Genomic DNA, 18,864 nt, shown 5'->3' with positions numbered 1-18,864 from the left:
GCCAAATACTATGCAGCCTTCGGCAAAGGCCCGACATAGCGCGATTGCGGACGGATCAGGCGGCCATCGAGCATCTGCTCGCGCGCATGGGCGATCCAACCCACCGTCCTGCCGATCGCAAAGACGCCGGTGAAAGCGTTACGCGGGAAACCGAGAGCATCGAGCAGCAGGGCGGTATAATATTCGACATTGGTTTCCAGCGGACGGTCGGGCTTGCGCTCCTTCAACAGAGCCAGAGCCGCGGCTTCGATCGCCTCGGCGAGCGCGATGCGGCCAGCATCGGCCTGACCGCTCGCAAAGATCGGCCGCAGCGCCGTCTTCAGTGCATCGGCGCGGGGATCGCGGACGCGGTATATGCGGTGACCGAAGCCCATCAGCCGTTCTCCGTGGTCAAGCGCCTGCGACAGCCATGCGCGGGCATTAGCGGGCTCACCGACCGCATCCAGCATATCGAGCACCGGGCCGGGAGCACCGCCATGCAGCGGTCCCTTGAGAGCGCTGATCGCAGCCAATACCGAGGAGGTCAGGCCGGCATGGGTCGAGGCGATGACGCGAGAGGCGAAGGTGGAAGCATTCAATCCATGATCGGAGATCGTGACCAGATAGGCATCGAGGCCGGCGGTCTGCTGTGGCGTCGGGCGCTTGCCCGTCAGCATGCGCAGGATGTCGGCGGATTGAGATAGGGAGGCATCCGGCCTGACCGGCCGATTGCCGTTTTGAAGGCGCAGCACGGCAGGCAGGAAGACCGCTGGCGCCGCCATCAGGCGGATGACCGCGGCAAAATCATCGCCGTCTCCGATGCGAGCCAGCAGCGCCCGCATGGCTTCCACCGGCGGCAGAGCCAGCAAGACCGCATCAGCCGCTTTCACATGTGCGAACAGTTCCACGCGCGCGGCGCCCAATTGCGCCCTGATGCTTGCGGCATCGACATGTTCCTCGAACAAGCCCTCTAGCAGTAGCGCGGCGACATCCTCGAAGCGGCTGGTCGCGACCAAGTCGTCCAGCGACACACCGCGGATGATCAGGCGGCCGGCAGCACCGTCCACATCGGACAACTTGGTTTCGGCAGCAATGATATCTTCGAGACCACTTTTCATCATTTTTCTCCTTTGACTACCCACTTAGATCAGTCCTATTTTCATTGACGTCAATCTTGATGCAATTGATCAATATGAGGAACCATGAGCTGGCTGACGGCAGAGCAGGCGCTGAACCTCCTGGGCACCAAATCACAGACGCTTTACGCGAATGTCAGCCGTGGCCGCATCCGTGCGAAACCCGATCCAACCGACACGCGGCGAAGCCTTTATTTCGCCGATGACGTCAAGCGGCTGGCGGCGCGCCACGCGGGACGGCGAAAGACCGAGGCCGTTGCAGCCGATGCCATCCAGTGGGGTGATCCTGTGCTGCCTTCGGCCTTGTCGACAATTTCGCATGGCCGGCTGTTCTATCGCGGGCAGGATGCGGCGAAGCTCGCCGAATACGCGACCTTGGAGGAAGTGGCCTGTCTCCTGTGGGACATGAAACGGCCCTTGCGGCTGGAGGGGCAAGGTGGCAATTACGAGTCATCCGCCCTAGCGGCGGTCTTTTCGGCGTTGGCCGAGCGCGCCTCAACCGACCTGCCGTCGCTCGGGCGCTCGCTCCCGGCGCTGCGAAATGAAGCGGAAAGCGTATTCGGTACGGTTGCCGATGCGCTGGCACCGGGCCTATCCCATGTGCCACTGCATCTGCGCCTTGCTGAAGCATGGAACCAGCCTGATGCGGGCGAACTCATTCGCCGTTCTCTCGTGCTCTTAGCCGACCACGAACTCAATGCCTCGACCTTCACAGCGCGGATCACCGCCTCTGCTGGTGCGACACTATCGGCCGCGGCACTTTCCGGCCTGTCAACACTGACCGGGCCGCTGCATGGCGGCGCGTGGCAAAGCGTGCGCTCGCTGATGGACCTTGCTGCTTCAATCGGCGCTGAGGAGGCGGTCCGTAGCTATCTTGCCGAGGGGAGGTCGCTGGCGGCGGTCGGCCACCCGCTCTATCCCGACGGCGATGCGCGCGCCCGGGCGCTGCTTGCCTGCTTTACGCTGCCGCCTTTGTTCGCGAAGGTGCGCAAGGCGGCGGAAGAATTGATCGGCGAACCCGTCAATGTCGATTTTGCCCTGACGGCGATGACATCCGCCTGCTGTCTGCCGCAGGACGCGCCGCTGATCATCTTCGCGCTTGCCCGCACTGTCGGATGGTTGGCGCACGCCATGGAGCAATCCGCGAGCGGTCATCTCATCCGGCCACGCGCCCGTTACGTCGGTCCGCCGGTGGAGTGACCGGCAGGTGCCTCTGCCAGATCCCCGAAATCAATCTGCGGACAGATTTAGCCCACCGCCGAGCGGCAGACAGCCTCGATGTTGTGTCCGTCTGGATCGAGAACAAACGCACCGTAGTAGTCTGGGTGGTAGTGGGATCGGATGCCTGGCGGTCCATTGTCCAGCCCGCCGGCTGCCAGCGCCGCCTCATAAAACTGATCAACAATTGCTCTGCTTTCAGCGGCAAAGGCGACATGAACGCCAGTTTGCGGCGTGTCGCGATGTCCTATCCAGAAGAAGGCTCTCGGCCTGATCCCGTATCCGGCAAAAATCGCACCCTCGCCATATAGACGTTCGATCCCGAGCGGGAGCAAAGCCGCATCGTAGAAGGCCTTCGACCGTTCCACATCGCTAACTCCAATTGTAACGTGATCCAGCATATTCACTCCTGAAACTCTCCGGCAGGCCTCGGCCGGTCAACGCTGTCCGAGAGCGCCGGTGTCCTGACGCGACAGCTCGACCCAGCCGATGGTCAGTTTGCGGTTGGCAATCAGCCAGATCGTCGCGAACGCAATCAATCCCACGGCGATATTGGCGGCGATGAACAGGATCGGCGCAAGTTGTGCGACGGGGCCAATGTCGCCGCGCTCGATCAGGCGCAAGGGTGCAGTCGCCAGCGCCGTCGCACCGAAGGTGAAGGCCCAATAGGCGGGGCTAAAGGCCTCCTTCGTGATCCACGGTAGGAGGCGCAGCATGATCAAGGCCTGCAGGATGCCATAGCCGATCATGGCATGCACGATAAGGTCAGGCGCTCCCTGTGTGACGCTGATATAGGCAATCGCGCCGACGGCCGGCGGTGCAAGTTGAACGCCGAGCGTCGGGCGTAGCGGCGATGATAATGCCGGCGCTGTCAGAAGACGGTGCAGCAGCGCGGATTCGATCGCCAGCCAGGCGAAAAATCCGGCGCCGAAGAAGAGCTGACCCCAATCGGGAAAGCCGAGGGCGGCTGCGACGCTCGCAGTCACGAAACTTCCGGCCACGCTTGGCAGATAAAGCACGGCGGTCGTGGTGGTGACGTCGCGCCCGCCCTGCCAGAGACCGCCGGTGCGCCAGACCGAGAAGGCAAGCGTATATAAGGCGCCGAGGATAAACAGAGATTCGGCGCCAACGCGGGAATAGGGCAGCAAGCCACCGGCGACCAGCATGGTGGCGACCCCGACGAGGCCGATGAAGCAGCATTGCACGGGATGGACCACTTCCCTCGACGCCTCTTCACGGGCCACCGCCCATTTCAGCACGTAAAGCACGATCAGCACTGCCCAGACGGCTATCGAGACGAAGGTGATCGTCTCACCAATTGCCGCCGGCAATTGCCAGACCCGCGCCGCCACACGCCAAGCGTTGGCAAGACCGGAAAGGCCGAGCACCATGCCAAAGAATGCAGCCGGAACGAGCGGCAGTTTTAAGGGATGGCCATGGTGCCTCCGTTGACGGACGTAACGTTAAACGCCTTCGTAGACGAGCTCTGAAGAAAACCGGATCGATCACGAAACTTACCCCATTTCGCATCGAATTTCGCCTACGCAGCTTACGACAACGAATTGTGATAGTTTTGTTGAATTAGACGTTTCTGTTCAAGCCAGCGAAGCGAAATCGGGCTATCAAAATGGTGCAGATATTCTGGCTTATTGCACCGCGAAAGCAAGGGATAGCGACGGGCAATATCACAGATGCGTGAACGCGGCGTTTTCCGCCCAATCCTGCACGCCTGCATGGCTCGCCCGTCATTTGTTCATTGGCAAAGATTGCGAAATGTCTTTATGGAGTTTTCAAACCGATTAAACTTCCCAGGAGACCGACACATGCAAATCGGAATGATTGGCCTTGGCCGTATGGGCAGCAACATGGTGCAGCGCCTGATGAAGGGCGGCCACAGCGCCGTCGTTTTCGACGCGCGTCCGGAAAGCATCACGGAGCTTGAGAAGCTCGGCGCCACCGGCAGCACGTCGCTCGAAGATTTCGTATCGAAGCTCTCCCGTCCTCGCGCCGTCTGGCTGATGCTGCCGGCTGCGATCGTCGACAAGGAGCTGGCCAAGATCGTTCCGCTGCTTGAAGACGGCGATATCGTCATCGACGGCGGCAACTCCTATTACCACGACGACATCCGCCGCGCCGAAGAGCTGAAGCCGAAAGGCATTCACTATGTCGACGTCGGCACCAGCGGCGGCGTTTTCGGCCTGCAGCGCGGCTATTGCCTGATGATCGGCGGCGAAAAGGCGACGGTGCAACACCTGTCGCCGATCTTCGCGACGCTCGCACCCGGCGTCGGCGATGTCGCTCCGTCGAAAATGCGCTCCGAAGCGGCCTCAAGCGTCAGCACCGCCGAGCAGGGCTACCTGCATTGCGGTCCGTCGGGTGCCGGCCACTTCGTCAAGATGGTTCATAACGGCATCGAATACGGCCTGATGGCCGCTTACGCCGAAGGTTTCAATGTGCTGCGTCATGCCAATGTCGGCCTGCAGACCACCGAAGCCGACGCCGAAACCGCGCCGTTGTCGCATCCGCAATATTATCAGTACAACCTCGACATCGCCGAAATCAGCGAGGTCTGGCGCCGCGGCAGCGTGATCACCTCCTGGCTGCTCGACCTCACCGCCGACGCACTACATGGCGACGCGGCCTTGTCGCAATATGCCGGCCGCGTTTCGGATTCGGGCGAGGGCCGCTGGACCATTTCGGCTGCGATCGACGAAGGCGTACCGACGCCGGTGCTAAGCGCCGCTCTCTACGGCCGTTTCGCCTCGCGCGGTAATGACGATTACGCCAACAAGGTGCTGTCTGCTATGCGCGCAGGCTTCGGCGGCCATCACGAGAAGCCGGCGAAGTAATTTTCCCTTTCGATTGGAAGACATTCGCGCCGGGCGGGTCAAACTGCCCGGCATTTTCATATCCGGCTTAGCTCATCAGCTCCGGACGCAGCAACAGAACCGGGCAGGGAGAGCCGGCCACAAGCTCGGGCGTGCGCGGCGGGCGGATAATGAGGCAATCCGAGCGGGAAAAGACCTTCATCATCGAGGAATCCTGCTTGGAAAAAGGCTCGACCAGCCAGCCGCCATCCGCGGATTTCGTCAGCGTTGCCCGGATATAGTCCTGGCGCTGATCGTTGGCGGCGAGCGTTACGGTGGTCCGCGCCATGGCTTCACGCTTCACGGGCGGCAATAAAGCGAGCTTGCGGATCAGCGGCTCCAGGAACAAGAGGCCGCAGACGAGGCTGGAAACCGGATTGCCTGGCAGCCCAAGGACGTGGGTTTCGCCGAGGCTGCCGACCATCAGCGGCTTGCCGGGACGCATGGCGATGCGCCAGAAATCAAGCTGCATGCCGACCTCGACCATGGTGGCCTGCACCAGATCATGATCACCGACCGAGGCCCCGCCGAGCGTGACGATGACATCGGCCTTCGCCACCTGCGCGCGGCCAATCGCGGCGGTGATTTCCGCCTTGTCGTCCGGGACAATGCCAAGATCGAGCACATGAGCGCCGGCGTTGCGGGCGAGAGCGGCAATGCCGAATGTATTTGATGCGATGATCTGTGAGGGACCGGGCTCGCTGCCCGGCGTCACCAGCTCGTCGCCTGTCGCAAGGATCGCCACCAATGGACGCCGATACACATCGAGTGCCGGATGGTTCATGGCGGCGGCAACCGTCAGTCGCGAAAAATCCATCACCGTGTCTTTCGCGAGCACGACTTCACCTTCGGCAAAGTCCTGGCCGCGCGGGCGGATATGCTGCCCCTTACGCAGGGGATAGGTGGTGCGGATGCGGCCGTCTTCCAGCCGTAGCGCGTCCTCCTGCAACAACACAGTATCGGCTCCGGCCGGAACTAGCGCACCGGTGAAGATACGGACCGCTTCGCCCTTGCCGACCACACCCTCGAAAGCGTGACCGGCGGCGGAAGCACCGATCACGGTCAATTCCGCTCCCGGTTCGGCGGCATCCTCGAAACGCAGCGCATAGCCATCCATCGCCGAGGCATCGAAGGGCGGCTGCGTGAGGCGTGCAGCCAGATCCTTGGCGAGAACCCGGCCTTCCGCCATGTCGAGTTCAACGCTTTCGACGCGATGGAGCGGCGTTGCGCTATTCAGCAGACGTTCTTGGGCGTCGACAACGGGTAAAAGACTCATCTTCAGGCCCCTGGATGACGGAAGTCGCCGGATTTGCCGCCGGACTTCTCCAAGAGCCTGATACCGCCGATTTCCATCGTCCGGTCCACGGCCTTGGCCATATCGTAGATCGTCAGGCAGGCAACGGAAACTGCCGTCAGCGCCTCCATCTCGACGCCCGTGCGGCCGGTGAGCTTTGCGGTAGCAGTCACGCGCAGGCCGGGCAGGGCAGCATCTTCGGTGATATCGACCGTGACCTTGGTCAGCATCAGCGGATGGCAGAGCGGGATGAGATTGGCGGTCTGCTTGGCGGCCATGATGCCGGCAAGCCTGGCCGTGCCTATGACATCGCCTTTCTTGGCATTGCCTTCGCGGATCAGCGCCAGCGTCTCCGGCTTCATTTTCACATGGCCTTCAGCGGTGGCGATGCGAACCGTTTCGGCCTTGTCGCCGACATCGACCATATGCGCCTCGCCGGAGGCGCCGATATGGGTCAGGCCGGCTTTCTCCGTGCTCATTTCACTCTGCCGCCAGAACGCCGGTTTCGCCGGTAAGCAGCAGGCGCGTCGCGGACGCCACGTCGTCCTTGCGCATCAGGCTTTCGCCGACGAGGAAGGTGGTGATGCCCACGGCTTCGAGACGCTTGCAGTCGGCATGGGTGAAAATACCGCTTTCGCCGACCAGCAGCCGGCCTTCGGGAACCATGGTGGACAGGGTTTCGCTGACCGTCAGGCTGACCTCGAAGGTGCGCAGATTGCGATTGTTGATGCCGACGAGCGGCGAAGACAGCTTCAATGCCCGCTCCATTTCTTCGGCGTCGTGCACCTCGACCAGTACATCCATGCCGAGGCCGAAGGCTTCGTCCTGGAGGCGCTCGGCATCGCTGTCGGAAAGCGAGGCCATGATCAAGAGAATGCAATCGGCACCCCAGGCGCGAGCCTCATGCACCTGATAGGTTTCGAACATGAAATCCTTGCGCAATGCCGGCAAAGAGCAGGCGGCACGGGCGGCGGTCAGGAATTCCGGTGCGCCTTGGAAGCTTGGGCTGTCCGTCAGCACAGAGAGGCAGGCAGCGCCGCCCAACTCATAGGCCTTGGCAAGGGCGGGCGGATCGAAATCGGGGCGAATGAGCCCCTTGGACGGGCTTGCCTTCTTGATCTCGGCGATCAGGCCGAAGGCGCTGACATCCTTCTTGGCGACCAATGCCTTATGGAAGCCGCGCGGCGCGGACTGGCCGGCCTGCATCGCCTTGAGATCGGCAAGCGAGACCTTGGCCTTCGCGGCGGCGATCTCCTCGCGCTTGTAGGCTTCGATCTTCTGGAGGATATCGGTCATGACGTCCTAATCCTATTCTTCGGCGTTGGAGACGGCGATCAGCTTTTCCAGCGCGGCGGCGGTCGCGCCGCTGTCGAGCGACTGAGCCGCGAGCCTCATGCCATCATGAAGCGTTTCCGCCTTGCCCGCAATCACGAGGGATGCCGCGGCATTGGCGAGCGAAATATCGCGATAAGCGTTCTTCGCACCGCTGAGCACGTCGCGCAGCGCTGCCGCATTGAAGACGCCGTCGCCGCCCTTGAGGTCTGCCAGCGAGGCATGCGGCAGGCCGAAATCGGCAGGCGTCAGCTCGAAGGTGCGGATCTTGCCGTCTTCAAGCGCGGCGACATTCGTCGGGCCGGTGGTGGTGATCTCGTCGATACCGTTGCCGTACACGACCCAGACGCTTTCCGCATTCAGATCCTTCAGCACCTCGGCAAGGGGCACGACCCATTGCGGCGCGAAGACGCCGAGCAGTTGGCGGCGTGCGCCGGCCGGGTTGGACAGCGGCCCTAGCAGATTGAAGATCGTGCGCGTTCCGAGCTCGACGCGCGAAGGGCCGACATGGCGCATTGAGGAATGATGCAGTTGCGCGAACATGAAGCCGATTCCGGCTTCGCGAATGCAGCGAGCGATCGTCTCGGGGCCGACATCGAGCTTGATGCCGAGCACGGACTGCGTGTCGGCCGTGCCAGCCTTGGAGCTTTGGGCGCGATTGCCATGCTTGGCGACCGGCACACCAGCACCGGCCACGATCAGGGCGGCGAGCGTGGAGATATTATAGGTGCCAACACCGTCACCGCCGGTACCCACGATATCCATCGCATCCGCAGGTGCTTCCACCGGCAGCATCTTGGCGCGCATCGTTGTGACGGCGCCGACGATTTCATCGACCGTCTCGCCGCGCACGCGCAGCGCCATCAGGAAAGCGCCGATCTGCGAGGGCGTGGCTTCGCCCGACATCAGGATCTCGAATGCCTGACGGGCCTCATCCCGTGTCAGCACCTCGCGGTTGGCGACCTTGGCGAGGAAAGGTTTCAATTCAGCCATCGGCTATCGATCCTCCCGACCGGGCCTAGCGAGACATCGCCTGTTCGGCGAGGCTCTGGTTGACCGTGACGCTGTATTTGGATTGCAGGTCGCTGACCATCTGGTCAAGAATGTCGTCGCCGGCGGCATTGGCAATCTGAGCTGCCTGCTGATCGGCATTGTTCAGCGCATCCGTCGTCGGATTGTCGTTGACCTCGGTGACCTTCAAGAGGATCTGCGTCGTGTCGTCTGCGCCGACCGCGTTGGCGACCGTGTCGGCCGGACCAGAGAACGAGGCCGCAACGCCACCACGACCGAGAACGGGATCATCCGTCGTGCGGGTCACACCAGACTTGTTTTCGACGGCGATGCCAAGCGGCGCAGCGATGTCGGCAAGCGATTTGCCCTTCTGCGCTTCCTGCTTCAGCTCGGTTGCCTTGGCGGCGAGCGCAACCTTCTGCTGCTCGGCAGTCCAGTCGGCAACGGCCTTGTCATGCACCTCGGAAAGCGGGCGATCGTGATCAGCCGTGATGTTCAGCACATCGTACCAGACGTAACCATTGTTGCCGATGGTCAGAGGTGCAGCATTGCCGCCCTGGTCCGCCTTGAAGACTTCGGCCAGCAATTGCTGCTTGGCAGGCAGGTCCTTGATCTCGTTGCCGCTTGAGTCGAGGCCGGTGGCATCGACCGAATCAACGGTCACCAGCTTCAGTTTCATTTGCTGTGCGGCTTCCTGCAGCGACGCACCCGAGCCGCGCAAGTCTTCGAACTTGTCGTGAGCGCTGGTGATTTCATCGGCGGCATTGTTGAGCGCAATCTGCTTGCGGATGTCTTCCTTGACCTCGTCGAAGCTCTTCGCCGTCTCCGCCTTGACATTGGTTACGCGCAGGATCACCGGGCCGAATGAACCGTCGATGACAGGCGTGGTGCCGCCTTCCTTGATAACGGCAAAGGCAGCCTGGGCGATTGTCTGATCCGGAACCTGATCCTTGGTGAAGGTGCCGAGCAGCACGTCGGCGGGCTTCTTGCCTTGATCGGTGACCAACTGGTCAAATGTCGAGCCCGTCTTCAGCGCGTCGGCGGCAGCGTTGGCGAGGTCCTTGTTGGCGAAAGTGAGCTGCTCGATCGTGCGCGTTGCCGGCGTCGTGAAGCTATCCTTGCGCTTCTCGAACTCGGCGCGAACCGCATCGTCGGTCACGCTCGCGGGATTGGCAACATCTTCGGCCTGCAGCGTCACATAGGCGAACTTGCGGTATTCGGGCGCGCGGTACTTCGGCTTGACGCCATCGAACCATTTCTGCAGCACGTCTTCGGCGGGCGCCTTGATCGGGTCGATATTGGCGTTGGTCAACAGCAGATAATCGATGCTGCGGTTTTCGTCATGATATTGCTTGACGGCATCGACGAGAACCTTCGGCGCAGTAAAGCCGTTGGAGACCGCTTCTACGATCTGACTACGGATCGCAACCTTACTGCGCTCCTTGATGTAGTCGTCGGGATTGATGCTGCTGTTGCGCAGCAAGCTCTCGAATTTCTGCCGGTCGAAGCTGCCGTTCAGCGCCTTGAAGGCGGGATCGTCGCCGATAAGCTGGGCGAGGCGATCCTGCGACAGGCCAAGGTTCATATCGGCGGCAAGCTGGTCAAGCGAAGCGCCGGCAACGAGCTGGGCGACCGTTTGCTGTCCGATGCCGAAGGCGCGCGCCTGCTCCGGCGTGATCTGCATGCGCAGTTGCTGGCTGATGGCCTGGATCTGGCGACGATAGGCGAGGCGGAATTCATTGGTACCAATCTGCTGATCGCCGACCGTCACGACGGTATTGCTTCCGCCGCCGCTGATGAGCGAACGCTCAACCCCCCATATGCCGAAGGCCGCCGCCAAAATAAGCATCAAGCCCTTGGCAACCCAGGTCTGGGCGATTTTTCTCAACACGTCGAACATCGGAAGGCAAACCTCGTCATCAATACAGTCTTCGCCCGCAGGCGAAGCAATCGGAGTTCCTTAGAACAATCCGAACCGGAATTGAAGAGCCAGCAAGGAAATCACCGGGCCTAGCGCTGCAGACCCGGAACCTTTGCCTGGGATTGACGTTGAAAGCTGAGGTAAACAGAGGAGCCGACGATGGCCGAGACGAAATCCGCTTCCGCCCAAACTGCCTCAGCTCAGGTACAAGCTGAAACAGCCGTCGAAGACCTTAACCTGCAGATCGCCGCGCTTCGGGAGGATCTGACGAAACTTTCGCGCAGCATGGCCGCGGTCGGGCAAGGCGCGAAGTCCGTCGTCACCGAGGAGGCTCAGGAAATAACCGATCAACTGCGCGAAAGGGTTCGCCAGGAGCCGATCTTCATGGTCGCGGCAGCCGCCGGCATCGGTTATCTGATCGGCCTGCTCAGCCGTCGCTAGGTCAATGCTCGCTTACGGATAGCGGTTCTTTTCAAAGCTCGTCGTGAAAACGCGGGCTGGCGCGGATGAATGTCCAGAGCGCCTTGCTGATCTCGACAATCTCCTTGATCGAGCTCTCCAGCCGTTCGATTTCGCGCAGATCCAGTTGTTCCACCTTGCCGTATTTGACGTGCCGGTCGTCCTCCACCAGACGCATGAGCTGCGTGCTGGAGATTTCGCCGTTTTCGTCGAAGGAATAGATGCAGTGATTGTATTTGTTGCGCATCTTCGATTCCCGCTTCAAGCGGCTCATCAGCGCCAGCACCGCATGGCTGTCTTCCGCCGGCGTCGAGGATAGTTTTGCCAGACGTTCGACCAAATCAATGCGCGCGCGCGTGGTGTTCAGCGTCAGGAAGACGATGATGGCCGCATCCTTCTCCACCCTCAGCAGATGCGCAATGATGTAGATCAGAAGGCTTTCCGTATTGGTCCAGACATAGTTCAGGCGGCCGACGCGAAGCAGAATATCGGACATTGCAGGCATGGCGCGGTCCTATGCTCAATCAGCCAAAGTACAAATTCATCACCGCTCCCTGAAGGCGCGCGACATGCTGTCGACCACCGGCTTGGAGAGATATTCGAAAAAGGTGCGTTCGGACGTCTGGATCAAAACATCCGCGGGCATGCCAGGTACGGGCTTGAAGCCCGGAATGCGTTTGATCTCCTCACTCGGGATCTGGACGCGAACAACATAGACATCGCGCTGCGTCGAACCGGAATTGTCCTCGATCGAGTCGGCTGAGACGTAGAATACCTTACCGTTCAGCACCGGTGTCGTGCGCCGGTTGAGGGACGACAGGCGGATGGAGGCGGATTCACCTTCGCGCAACTGGTCGATGGAGGTGCGCAGCACCTGTGCCTCGATGATCAAAGGCACGTTGTTCGGCAATATCTCCATGATCGGCTTGCCCGTCGTGATGACGCCGCCGGCGGTATGATAATAGGAACGAATGACCGTGCCGCTGACCGGTGAGCGGATGACGGTGCGGTCGAGCACGCCCGCAGCCTCACGCACCTGCTCGCGCACGCTGTCCAAATCGGATTCGGCCGTTTCCAACGCGTCGAGCGCTGCCTGCTTGTTGGTGTTGATGGCAATGATCGCTTCCTGGCGGTACTTGGCGACCTGGGCTTCGTTCTCGTTCAACTCAGCATCGATGCGGGCAAGGTCGCCCATGGCATCGGCGACCGCGCGCTGCACGGCCAGAAGGTCGGAACGCCTGACAACGCCGATATTCGCAAGCTTCTCTTTCGATGCCTGTTCATCGGTCAAAAGGCCGAGCTGCGTCACGAAGGCCTGCCGCTGGCCCTGATATCCCTGGGTGCGATATTCGAGCGAACGGATGTTCTTTTCGATAAGGTTGAGCTGTTCCTGCAGCTTGGATTGTTTGCTGTGAAAAACCACAACCTGGCTTTGGATCAGAGAGGTCACATCGGGATCGTCGGCCTCCGCCGTGACGATATCGGGGACCTTGAACTCTTCATTGCCCTGGGCCTCGGCTTTCAAACGGGCGACCACAGTTTCCAACCGCAGCCGTCTCAGTTTCAGCGCCCGATCATTGGCGAGAGCCGCCGTCGGATCGAGGGTCAGCAGGATATCCCCCTCCTGCACGACCTGTCCTTCGCTCACCATCAGCTCCTTGATAATGCCGCCCTCGAGATGCTGAACGATCTTATTGTTGCCGGTCGCGACGAAACTGCCTTGAGCGATGACGGCCGAAGCGATCGGCGCGGTGGCGGCCCAATAGCCGAAGCCGCCGAAAGAAGCGAACAGGATCGCCAGACCCGAGACGCTGTAGAGCCTGATCGACCGTGGCACCTCGCTATACCATTCGAGTTGCCCCTGTTCGTTGTCTTCTTTTTTCTTATTCTTGTTTCTCCCGAACATGGCGCTCACCCTTCGATCCTTGCCGGTGGCCGATTGCCGATTTCATTGCTGGGTTTGTTGCTGAGCGTTTTCAGTACCTCGGTACGCTCTCCGAACAGCGCCACCGAGCCGTCCTTCAGAACCAGGATCTTATCGACGCATTGCAGCAGGGCAGGGCGCTGGGTGATCGTCACTGTGGTGATGCCCTGTTTTTTGGCGTGGATGAGCGCCCGGGCCAGCGCCGCCTCGCCGGCGGTGTCGAGATTGGAATTCGGCTCGTCGAGAACGACGAATTTCGGATTGCCGAAGAAGGCACGGGCAAGCGCGATACGCTGCTTCTGGCCGCCGGAAAGCGGCGCGCCATCGGCGGCAACCACCGTCTCATAGCCCTGCGGAAAAGTCGCGATCAGCTCATGCACGTCAGCAAGGACGGCCGCCTCGTAAATCAGCCGGTCTTCGACGTCGTCGCGCATGCGGCAGATATTGGCTTTGATCGTACCCGGAAAGAGCTGCACGTCCTGAGGCAGGTAGCCGATGCTCTCGCCGAATTGCCGCTGATCCCAGTTGCGCAGATCCATCAGATCGAGCCGCACATTACCGGAGGTCGGCAGGATCGAGCCCACCAGCATCTTGCCGAGCGTCGTCTTGCCGGACCCGGAATTGCCGATGACGGCAAGCGATTCCCCCTTCTTCAAGGAAAAGGAGATGCCGTTCAAAACGACCCGTTTCTGCGGCGGCGGGACGAAGAGAATGCGCTCCACATCGAGCCGTCCTTCCGGGTTGGGCAGGCGCAGCCGCGGGAAGTTCAGCGGCGAATTCAGCAATAGCTGCTTGATGCGGCCGTATGCGGCGCGGGAATGATTGAACTGATTCCAGCCCTCAATCGCCCCTTCGACCGGCGCCAATGCTCGGCCGGAGATGATCGAGGCCGCAATCACCATGCCGCCGGTCAACTGGCCGGAGAGCGAGAGATGCGCGCCCCAGCCGAGCAGGGTGACCTGGGTGATCAGGCGGCAAGCCTTGGTGAGACCGGAAAAGACGATATTGCGGTCCTGGGCGGCCACCTGCGATTTCAACGATCCAGCAGTTTCACGGCCCCACATCTTCACGGCTTCGGGGATCATCGCAAGGGCATTGATGATCTGCGAATTACGCGCCATGGAATCCAAATGGAAATTGGCGCGGGTAACGAAGGCGTTGGCTTCGGCAAACTGTTTCGCCGTCATCTTTTGATTGAGATAGGCGATTACGAACAGGACGGCGCAGCACGTCATGACGATCACGCCGAGATGCGGATGCACGAGATAGACAACGACGACGAAGAGCGGCATCAATGGCGCGTCGAGGAAGGCAAGCAGCGTGCCCGAGGTCAAAAAGGACCGGAGTAGCTGCAGATCGGCAAGCGTCTGGTAGTCGCGGCCGTTGCCGTTCAAGGACGCACGGGCAGCCGCGCTCAGGATCGGCGCGCCGAGCTGCACTTCCAATTCGACGGCTGTGCGCATCAGGATGAAACGGCGCACGGAATCCATGATGACCTGCAGGAGAATGGCGCCGACGACAGCGATCGTGAGCATGACCAGCGTATCGATCGAGCGGCTAGTCAGAACGCGGTCGGAAATCTGAAACAGATAGATCGGGATTGCCAGCACCAGGACATTGATGGCCAGGGTGAAGATCATGACGATCAGCATGTTGCGCTGAACGACCGAAATACCCTTGCGCAGACTGGCGGCGAAATTGATCGGCTGGGCGCTGCGTTTGTGGAAGATGCCGCCGTCATTGCCTCCGCCACCTCCGCCTTTGCCGCTCTCGTTATTGCCACCGTGACCGCCACCGCCGGCAAGCGACCGGCGCTCGTTCTCACGCAACGGGCCGGAGTCGTTGTCGATCGTCCGAGGCAAAGGCTGCGATTGATTCACCTTCATCTCAGGCTTTGGCATCTCAGGCCTGGGCATTTCGGGCTTTGGCATTTCCGCTTCCGGCAGCCGGGGCGCCGGTTCGATCACAGGCTCCGGAGCGACCTCTGGAGCGGGCGATATCAGCCGCATCTCGATCTCGGTCGTCGAGGTGGCGGCCCCTTCATCAACCTTCGTCACAACGGAAAACTCCGCAGGGGCGGGAACCGTCTCAGTTTCCACGGCAGCCACAGTCGTCACGTCCAGTATCGACGGTTGGGGAGAAAGGGGGGAGGGAACCACGGCGGCCTTAGGCTCGCGCCGCAACCGTTTCAAGCTTTCCACAGCGTCTTCTATGGCCGCCATATAGGAGGCGGTGTCGCGCTCGGCCGTCCGCTCCTCCTCGCCCGACGCCAGCGACGTGAGGTGCAATGTCCGGCTTTCCGCCATGCTCAGCTTTGAAATCTGGTTCATCAGGAGCATCCCCTATGTCTCTGGCTAAGTGACGGTCTGCATGACGTCGCCGACAGGGCCGTTGTGCCAGGACATGTCGTGGCCGAGATCGATGGTTTCATTCTGCGCGGGCTGTTGATCGTGATCACCGAGGAAAGCGATCGCTTCATTGGCCAGCGGTTGGCTTTGCTGGTTTGCATTGGTCGTATTGGTCTGATCGTGATCGACCAGGCCGCCTTGGATGAGGACGGTATCGGAATAGAGATTGCCGGCGAGATAGGTCGTATGACCGACGCTGTCGTAATCGGTAATATTGGCGATATTGACCAGGGCATTGCTGCCGGTGTCGATCGATACCGTGGCGTTCTGATTGTTCGCCACCACATCGCTTGCGACTTGATGCACGATATCGGAATCGCCGACGATATTGATCTGCTTGATGACGTTGACGTCGAAGAAGTTGCCGGTGATGTAAAGAACATTCAGCGCCTCGTGACCGGCGAAGTTGGAGTCGTGGGCAAGCCCGTCCGGTATCTCGTCGGTGTGGTCCTGGATATTCTTGACCGTGTCGTTGATGAAATCGGGCATCGTCGTGAAACGATCGGACAGCCCGACATTGTTGATCGAGGCGAGGTTCCAGAGCAGGTTGCCGCCGGTCTGAACATGTTCGCCGCCTTGAAGGGTCGACACCACGTCATTGTCGTAGAGCACCGAGATCTGGCTGATCGAATTGATGTCGAACGCGTGGCCGCCGACGATCATCAGATCGTACTGCATGCCAAGACTGAAAAAGGAGGCAAGGTCGACCAATGTATTGCCGCCGGTCAGCAGCGTCGTCTCGGCGCCGGTGGTCGTCACCCGCATCGTGTCGTTGTCGGAGAGGAAATTATATTGCTCCGTCCAGTGCAGGAACGAGACGTCGCCCTCGATGACGCTGACGCGCCAGAAGCTCGGGAAAACCGGATTGCCGTCGTCGGTATGGTCTGATGTCGAGCTCACCTGAAACTGGGTGTGCTCGAAAACCGCGATATTCCTGCCGATCGTCAAGGCGCTTTGCGAAGACTGGTCGTTATCGCCTGAGGTGCAATCGACTTTATCGTTGTCGCTGTAAACATAGCTCTGTGAGATCGCGTCGATGGAATGATAGTCGCCCATCACTGCCATCACATGCGCGATCACATTTGTGTCGATGATGTTGACGAGGTTTGCGACGACATTGCCGCCGGCCTCGATGTTGAGGGAGTTCGGCCCTAGTCCCGTCTGATGAACGGTTTCATCCGTTCCTTCGATCACCGCTTTTTGCGCGGCAAGGCCGCGATCGGGCATGGAATCTTCGAGATCCGGGACGCTGCTGACCTGCTCACCGTTGACAAAGATGCCGTCGAGCTGATTGCCGGCAATCGCAAAGTAATGGCTGCCGTCGGGGCCTTGTATGTCGGCGCCGCCGTTCGCCTCGATGGTTTTGATAAATGCGTGCAGATCGTCGCTGAGCTTCATCATCCCCTCGGTGCTCTCCGTCCGCTGGAGGGAGTCAAGGGGCGATAGTTCCTCGGCTTTCACCGTCGCTTGGCCCAGCCAATCGTAGACATCGGAGACATCGCGAACGAGATGATGGGAAGAATTCGTCATGTCCAGCACGTCGTCATCGCGCAAGACATTGGCCTGCACCACATGAGCGGTCTCCGAACCCGGCCCTACGTGGACGTCGAGTTTATACGGCAGAGCAGCAGGCTGGAATTGGATGTCGGAGGGGCGGTGGACGACAGGGATCTCCACCGGCGCAACGCCATCGGGACCGTTTATGCGCACATGGTAGGGATCATCATGCAGGCGTACATAGCCATAACGGAAGTCGTAAGGCGAGGAGATGTATTTCACGTCGGGAGCGTAGTCGACCATCGTCAGCCCCGATGCAAAGTCGTCCTTTGCCAGGGTCGGGTCTGTCTGTTCCGACGGACTGTCCTCCGTCGATGTCCCATCCGTGTAGCCCAGCCGCAGACGCAGATCCTCGATCTGCGTGTCGAAGAGCCCGATAAAGTGGGCTATGATCTCCGATATTTTTTCCGCGTGCATGACGAACCCCCAATTTTCGGAAACGCCTGGTCTATCCGAACCGAAGCCGTCGCTACCGACGGCTGTCATTTCAGCGAAATCCAGGTTCAAGCCACATATGTGCGCCGGCCGGTCCTCCGGACGGCGCACAAAAGGCGTGGCTCTCGCTTCGAAATCAGGTGTCGCCAGTTGTCACGTGATGATCGCCGCCGACAACGGCAATATCCGCAGAGTTGGTGAGCAGGTTCGCCCCCTGTACCACTTCCTGATGGAAGCCGGAGTTGGCGATGATAGCGGAAGAATCCGCCGACGCCGTACCGGTCATGTCGTGGCCCACGCTCGGCACCCCGTTCCAATTCAGGGTCGGGTCGAGATCGAGGCCATCCGCATGGGAATGACCACCGTCTGCTGTCAGGTTAATGCTGGCATCCTGGTTCTGCATCCGCAGATCATAGGCCTGATCCTGGTCGGCGAGATTGTTGGCCTGAACCAGGCTAAAGCCTGTGTCATTGCCGCCGCCGCCCAGCGCATTGTTGAGCACGCCATCGATATTGAGGTTGAAGGAGTAATCGTCTCCGAGATTGAAGGTCAGATCGCCACCGGCTACGCCGAGATTTCCGACATCATGGACATCCTTGATCGTTCCAAAATCGTAATCGGAATGAGTGCTGGAGTCGCTGTAGTTGTCGCGATTGTCACCGTTGTTGTTGGCTTCGGTGTGGACGTCGGTATCCGTCTTGGTAATGGCCTTGTAGTCATAATCGTAACTGTTGTCGCGATTATCGCCATTATCCTTGATGTTGATGTCCGTATCCGTGTCGGTCTTGGTGATTACCTTATTGTCGTAATCCCAGTTATAGCTGTTATCACGATTGTCGCCGTTGTTGGTGTTGTCGCGATTGTCGCCGTTGTTTTTGACGTCGACATCCGTATCGGTGGTGTTGGTATTGTTGCTGTTATTGGTGTTGGCGACGCCGACAAGACCGGTCGAACCGTCATCCACTTCCGTCGAATTGACGGCGCTGGTCGCGAGACCATCCGCCAACGCGCCAACTTTCAGGTCGTCATCGGCGCTGATGTTGGCGATATCAGAATCAGGAGACATCATACATTTCCTCCAAATGAGGAGGCCGTCTCGGGGAATCCCTCTCATCTAAACGGGATTGACTCGCGGCGGCCCCAACTCTGTTAACGTTGCGGCAGGTGTACGCACTACAGGACTACCGTCAAAACCGGCCTGTTGGTTCAGACCTGGCCTCTTGGGATTTGCAGCTACGCAAAACAAAGTACGCAAATCCGCCCTGGCGCTCAGTTAGAGCGTCCAACGCCTTCTGCTTTCTGTTGTCTCTAAGAAGTTAGGGG

The 18,864-nt window shown here is 60.2% G+C and carries 16 protein-coding genes; 3 read left to right on the top strand and 13 right to left on the bottom strand.

The features are described 5' to 3' along the window. Positions 1 to 8: 8 nt before the first annotated feature. Positions 9 to 1,097, bottom strand: coding sequence for a citrate synthase/methylcitrate synthase (locus N2601_RS07010; RefSeq protein WP_104823127.1), 1,089 nt, complete (start codon positions 1,095 to 1,097; stop codon positions 9 to 11). Positions 1,098 to 1,181: 84 nt separating this feature from the next. Between N2601_RS07010 and N2601_RS07005 the strand changes: the two genes are divergently transcribed. Continuing rightward, positions 1,182 to 2,315: a citrate synthase gene (locus tag N2601_RS07005; RefSeq protein ID WP_104823126.1), complete on the top strand. Its 1,134-nt coding sequence runs from the start codon at positions 1,182 to 1,184 to the stop codon at positions 2,313 to 2,315. A 47-nt stretch (positions 2,316 to 2,362) separates the two neighbouring features. Here the strand turns inward: N2601_RS07005 and N2601_RS07000 are convergent, their stop codons facing one another. Further along, entirely contained in the window at positions 2,363 to 2,734 is a 372-nt protein-coding gene (locus N2601_RS07000; RefSeq protein ID WP_104823125.1) for a VOC family protein, read from the bottom strand. 36 nt (positions 2,735 to 2,770) lie between these two features. Further along, the gene (gene tehA, locus N2601_RS06995; RefSeq protein WP_260303862.1) at positions 2,771 to 3,724 is read right to left on the bottom strand and encodes a dicarboxylate transporter/tellurite-resistance protein TehA; all 954 of its coding nucleotides are present in this window, start codon (positions 3,722 to 3,724) and stop codon (positions 2,771 to 2,773) included. 432 nt (positions 3,725 to 4,156) lie between these two features. Between tehA and gnd the strand changes: the two genes are divergently transcribed. Further along, positions 4,157 to 5,182, top strand: coding sequence for a phosphogluconate dehydrogenase (NAD(+)-dependent, decarboxylating) (gnd, locus tag N2601_RS06990; protein ID WP_104823123.1), 1,026 nt, complete (start codon positions 4,157 to 4,159; stop codon positions 5,180 to 5,182). Positions 5,183 to 5,249: 67 nt separating this feature from the next. On the opposite strand, the gene N2601_RS06985 is transcribed toward gnd, so the two are convergent. From N2601_RS06985 to N2601_RS06965, 5 genes are read right to left on the bottom strand one after another with little or no spacing between them, the layout of a single operon-like run. Further along, entirely contained in the window at positions 5,250 to 6,476 is a 1,227-nt protein-coding gene (locus N2601_RS06985; protein ID WP_104823122.1) for a molybdopterin molybdotransferase MoeA, read from the bottom strand. 2 nt (positions 6,477 to 6,478) lie between these two features. Beyond that, positions 6,479 to 6,973 carry a cyclic pyranopterin monophosphate synthase MoaC gene (moaC, locus tag N2601_RS06980; RefSeq protein ID WP_104823121.1) on the bottom strand — a complete coding sequence of 165 codons (495 nt, stop codon included), beginning with the start codon at positions 6,971 to 6,973 and terminating at the stop codon, positions 6,479 to 6,481. Position 6,974: 1 nt separating this feature from the next. Then, positions 6,975 to 7,790 carry an indole-3-glycerol phosphate synthase TrpC gene (gene trpC / locus N2601_RS06975; RefSeq protein ID WP_104823120.1) on the bottom strand — a complete coding sequence of 272 codons (816 nt, stop codon included), beginning with the start codon at positions 7,788 to 7,790 and terminating at the stop codon, positions 6,975 to 6,977. Positions 7,791 to 7,802: 12 nt separating this feature from the next. After that, a complete protein-coding gene (trpD, locus tag N2601_RS06970) occupies positions 7,803 to 8,819 on the bottom strand; it encodes an anthranilate phosphoribosyltransferase (protein WP_104823119.1) in 1,017 nt (338 codons plus the stop codon). Between the two features lie 25 nt (positions 8,820 to 8,844). After that, positions 8,845 to 10,737 (bottom strand): peptidylprolyl isomerase, encoded by a 1,893-nt coding sequence (locus tag N2601_RS06965; RefSeq protein WP_104823118.1) that lies wholly within the window; start codon positions 10,735 to 10,737, stop codon positions 8,845 to 8,847. 180 nt (positions 10,738 to 10,917) lie between these two features. Between N2601_RS06965 and N2601_RS06960 the strand changes: the two genes are divergently transcribed. Continuing rightward, positions 10,918 to 11,199, top strand: a complete 282-nt coding sequence (locus tag N2601_RS06960; protein WP_104823117.1) for a hypothetical protein — start codon at positions 10,918 to 10,920, stop codon at positions 11,197 to 11,199. A gap of 31 nt (positions 11,200 to 11,230) precedes the next feature. Here the strand turns inward: N2601_RS06960 and N2601_RS06955 are convergent, their stop codons facing one another. The 5 genes from N2601_RS06955 to N2601_RS06935 form a co-directional block, all read right to left on the bottom strand. Continuing rightward, complete coding sequence (locus N2601_RS06955; RefSeq protein WP_104823116.1) at positions 11,231 to 11,722, bottom strand: hypothetical protein; 492 nt, start codon at positions 11,720 to 11,722, stop codon at positions 11,231 to 11,233. A gap of 39 nt (positions 11,723 to 11,761) precedes the next feature. Next, a complete protein-coding gene (locus N2601_RS06950) occupies positions 11,762 to 13,123 on the bottom strand; it encodes an HlyD family type I secretion periplasmic adaptor subunit (protein ID WP_104825100.1) in 1,362 nt (453 codons plus the stop codon). Between the two features lie 5 nt (positions 13,124 to 13,128). Beyond that, entirely contained in the window at positions 13,129 to 15,471 is a 2,343-nt protein-coding gene (locus N2601_RS06945; protein WP_104825099.1) for a type I secretion system permease/ATPase, read from the bottom strand. Between the two features lie 24 nt (positions 15,472 to 15,495). Continuing rightward, complete coding sequence (locus tag N2601_RS06940; protein ID WP_158704453.1) at positions 15,496 to 17,523, bottom strand: hypothetical protein; 2,028 nt, start codon at positions 17,521 to 17,523, stop codon at positions 15,496 to 15,498. A 154-nt stretch (positions 17,524 to 17,677) separates the two neighbouring features. Then, on the bottom strand, positions 17,678 to 18,607 hold the full coding sequence (locus tag N2601_RS06935) for a fibrinogen-binding protein (RefSeq protein WP_104823114.1): 930 nt from the start codon (positions 18,605 to 18,607) through the stop codon (positions 17,678 to 17,680). Between the last annotated feature and the right edge of the window lie 257 nt (positions 18,608 to 18,864).

It is taken from the genome of Rhizobium sp. CB3060 (assembly GCF_025200735.1).
Taxonomy (GTDB): domain Bacteria; phylum Pseudomonadota; class Alphaproteobacteria; order Rhizobiales; family Rhizobiaceae; genus Rhizobium.
Note: the sequence above shows the minus strand (reverse complement) of the source record. Positions and strands in the feature narration are given on the sequence as shown.